This is a genomic window from Intrasporangium chromatireducens Q5-1 (genome assembly GCF_000576575.1).
GTDB classification, from domain to species: Bacteria; Actinomycetota; Actinomycetes; order Actinomycetales; family Dermatophilaceae; genus Intrasporangium_A; species Intrasporangium_A chromatireducens.
The window spans coordinates 1-3,438 of the sequence record NZ_AWQS01000330.1 but is presented as its reverse complement, the minus strand read 5'-3'; the positions used below and the strand labels follow the sequence as shown (position 1 = coordinate 3,438).

4 protein-coding genes are annotated in these 3,438 nt (G+C 70.6%); 2 read left to right on the top strand and 2 right to left on the bottom strand.

Translation table 11 applies throughout. The features are described from left to right. Both N864_RS20445 and ligD (N864_RS20440) read left to right on the top strand, forming a co-directional pair. Positions 1-812: ATP dependent DNA ligase (locus tag N864_RS20445; protein ID WP_034721733.1), on the top strand; the 812-nt coding region annotated here is incomplete at its 5' end. Further along, the gene (gene ligD, locus N864_RS20440) at positions 812-1,702 is read left to right on the top strand and encodes a non-homologous end-joining DNA ligase (protein ID WP_034721735.1); all 891 of its coding nucleotides are present in this window, start codon (positions 812-814) and stop codon (positions 1,700-1,702) included. The genes N864_RS20445 and ligD (N864_RS20440), both read left to right, overlap by 1 nt. A 34-nt stretch (positions 1,703-1,736) precedes the next feature. On the opposite strand, the gene ligD (N864_RS20435) is transcribed toward ligD (N864_RS20440), so the two are convergent. After that, positions 1,737-2,627: a non-homologous end-joining DNA ligase gene (ligD, locus tag N864_RS20435; RefSeq protein ID WP_034721735.1), complete on the bottom strand. Its 891-nt coding sequence runs from the start codon at positions 2,625-2,627 to the stop codon at positions 1,737-1,739. Continuing rightward, positions 2,627-3,438: ATP dependent DNA ligase (locus tag N864_RS20430; RefSeq protein ID WP_034721733.1), on the bottom strand; the 812-nt coding region annotated here is incomplete at its 5' end. The genes N864_RS20430 and ligD (N864_RS20435), both read right to left, overlap by 1 nt.

Below are 3,438 nucleotides of genomic sequence, written 5' to 3'. Positions count from 1 at the left end.
CCTTCCCCGAGCTCGCCGGGCTCGGCGACGAGTACCCCGACCTGCTGCTCGACGGTGAGATCGTCGTCCTCGACGGGGGCACGCCGAGCTTTGCCGGGATGGCCGAGCGGTTCCATGTCGTCGACGCGCGCAAGGCCCGGCGGCTCGCCGAGCAGCGACCGGCCACCTACATGGCGTTCGACCTGCTGCGCCTCTATGGCGTCGACCTGACCCAGCGCCCCTGGACCGAACGCCGCGCGACGCTCGAGCGGCTCGAGCTCGACGGTCCCCGGTGGCAGACGCCGCCGGTCTTCACGGACGGCGAGGCGCTGCTGGCCGCGACGCGCGAGCAGGGGCTCGAGGGGATCGTCAGCAAGCGCACCGACTCCGCCTACCGGCCAGGACTGCGCAGCCCCGACTGGCTCAAGCTGCCGCACCGGGCCACCACCTCCGTCGTGATCGGCGGCTGGCGGCCCGAGTCGACCTCAGCCTCGGCGGGCCGGCTCGGGGCGGTCCTCGTCGGCGTGCCCGGGGCCGAGGGGGTGCACTTCGTCGGTCGGGTCGGTGCGGGCCTGGCGGGTCGGGCCGGGATGGCGCTGCTGGAACGCCTCCGGCCGCTCGAGGCGACGCGCTCGCCGTTCGCCGAGGCGGTGCCCGCCGTCGACGCCGTCGACGCCGTGTGGGTCCGGCCGGTCCTCGTCGCGGACGTCGAGTCGTTGGGCCTCAGCTCCGGCGGTCGACTGCGCCAGCCCTCCTGGAAGGGCGTGCGCGACGACCTGTCCCCGGACGACCTGCGTCCCGGGCACGACGCCGCGACGGAGGGGAACCACTGATGGCGCTCGCCGACGGGCCGAAGATCGTCACCGTCGTGGAGGGACGCCGGCTACGCCTCAGCAGCCTCGACAAGGTGATGTATCCGGTGACGGGCACGACGAAGGCCCAGGTGCTCGACTACTACGCCCGGATCGCGGCGGTGCTCCTGCCACACTTGTCCGGCAGGCCGGTGACGCGGGTGCGTTTTCCACACGGGGTTTCGCAGGCCGGCTTCTTCGAGAAGAACGTGCCGGCCGGTGTGCCGGAATGGGTCCGGCGGGCCGGTCGCGACCCGGTCTTTCCGCTCATCGACGACCTCGCCTCGCTGACGTTCTTTGCCAACCTCAATTCACTCGAGCTGCATGTGCCCCAATGGCGCTTCGACGGAGTGGGTCGAGAAGCCGTGCCGACGAATCCGGACCGCCTCGTGATCGATCTTGATCCCGGGCCCGGCATGGGCCTGCGCGAATGCGCGACAGTGGCACTCATCGTCCGCGACCGTTTGACGGCCATCGGGTTGGAGCCGATCCCTGTGACAAGTGGGAGCAAAGGCATGCAAATGTATGCTCCGTTGCCCGGTGTCCACACCAGTGACGAAATCCGCGACACCGTTCAGCAGCTGGCCCGGGAACTGACGAGCACACATCCGCAGCTGGTCGTCTGGAAGATGGCCAAAGAATTGCGGTCCGGCAGGATCTTTCTCGACTGGAGCCAGAACGTTGCAGCCAAGACGACGGTCTGTCCCTATTCCCTGCGCGGCCGGGACGAGCCGACCGTGGCCACGCCGCGCGAGTGGGTCGAGGTGGAGCGCGGTGCCGCCGGAAAGCCCTTCGTGCAGCTGCGGATCGAGGACGTGCTCGACCGGGTGGCTCGGGACGGGGACCCGGCCGCGGCGCTCGTCGGTGGGTAGCCGAAGGGCCCGGTCGGCCGACCGGGCCCTTCGGCTACCCACCGACGAGCGCCGCGGCCGGGTCCCCGTCCCGAGCCACCCGGTCGAGCACGTCCTCGATCCGCAGCTGCACGAAGGGCTTTCCGGCGGCACCGCGCTCCACCTCGACCCACTCGCGCGGCGTGGCCACGGTCGGCTCGTCCCGGCCGCGCAGGGAATAGGGACAGACCGTCGTCTTGGCTGCAACGTTCTGGCTCCAGTCGAGAAAGATCCTGCCGGACCGCAATTCTTTGGCCATCTTCCAGACGACCAGCTGCGGATGTGTGCTCGTCAGTTCCCGGGCCAGCTGCTGAACGGTGTCGCGGATTTCGTCACTGGTGTGGACACCGGGCAACGGAGCATACATTTGCATGCCTTTGCTCCCACTTGTCACAGGGATCGGCTCCAACCCGATGGCCGTCAAACGGTCGCGGACGATGAGTGCCACTGTCGCGCATTCGCGCAGGCCCATGCCGGGCCCGGGATCAAGATCGATCACGAGGCGGTCCGGATTCGTCGGCACGGCTTCTCGACCCACTCCGTCGAAGCGCCATTGGGGCACATGCAGCTCGAGTGAATTGAGGTTGGCAAAGAACGTCAGCGAGGCGAGGTCGTCGATGAGCGGAAAGACCGGGTCGCGACCGGCCCGCCGGACCCATTCCGGCACACCGGCCGGCACGTTCTTCTCGAAGAAGCCGGCCTGCGAAACCCCGTGTGGAAAACGCACCCGCGTCACCGGCCTGCCGGACAAGTGTGGCAGGAGCACCGCCGCGATCCGGGCGTAGTAGTCGAGCACCTGGGCCTTCGTCGTGCCCGTCACCGGATACATCACCTTGTCGAGGCTGCTGAGGCGTAGCCGGCGTCCCTCCACGACGGTGACGATCTTCGGCCCGTCGGCGAGCGCCATCAGTGGTTCCCCTCCGTCGCGGCGTCGTGCCCGGGACGCAGGTCGTCCGGGGACAGGTCGTCGCGCACGCCCTTCCAGGAGGGCTGGCGCAGTCGACCGCCGGAGCTGAGGCCCAACGACTCGACGTCCGCGACGAGGACCGGCCGGACCCACACGGCGTCGACGGCGTCGACGGCGGGCACCGCCTCGGCGAACGGCGAGCGCGTCGCCTCGAGCGGCCGGAGGCGTTCCAGCAGCGCCATCCCGGCCCGACCCGCCAGGCCCGCACCGACCCGACCGACGAAGTGCACCCCCTCGGCCCCGGGCACGCCGACGAGGACCGCCCCGAGCCGGCCCGCCGAGGCTGAGGTCGACTCGGGCCGCCAGCCGCCGATCACGACGGAGGTGGTGGCCCGGTGCGGCAGCTTGAGCCAGTCGGGGCTGCGCAGTCCTGGCCGGTAGGCGGAGTCGGTGCGCTTGCTGACGATCCCCTCGAGCCCCTGCTCGCGCGTCGCGGCCAGCAGCGCCTCGCCGTCCGTGAAGACCGGCGGCGTCTGCCACCGGGGACCGTCGAGCTCGAGCCGCTCGAGCGTCGCGCGGCGTTCGGTCCAGGGGCGCTGGGTCAGGTCGACGCCATAGAGGCGCAGCAGGTCGAACGCCATGTAGGTGGCCGGTCGCTGCTCGGCGAGCCGCCGGGCCTTGCGCGCGTCGACGACATGGAACCGCTCGGCCATCCCGGCAAAGCTCGGCGTGCCCCCGTCGAGGACGACGATCTCACCGTCGAGCAGCAGGTCGGGGTACTCGTCGCCGAGCCCGGCGAGCTCGGGGAAGG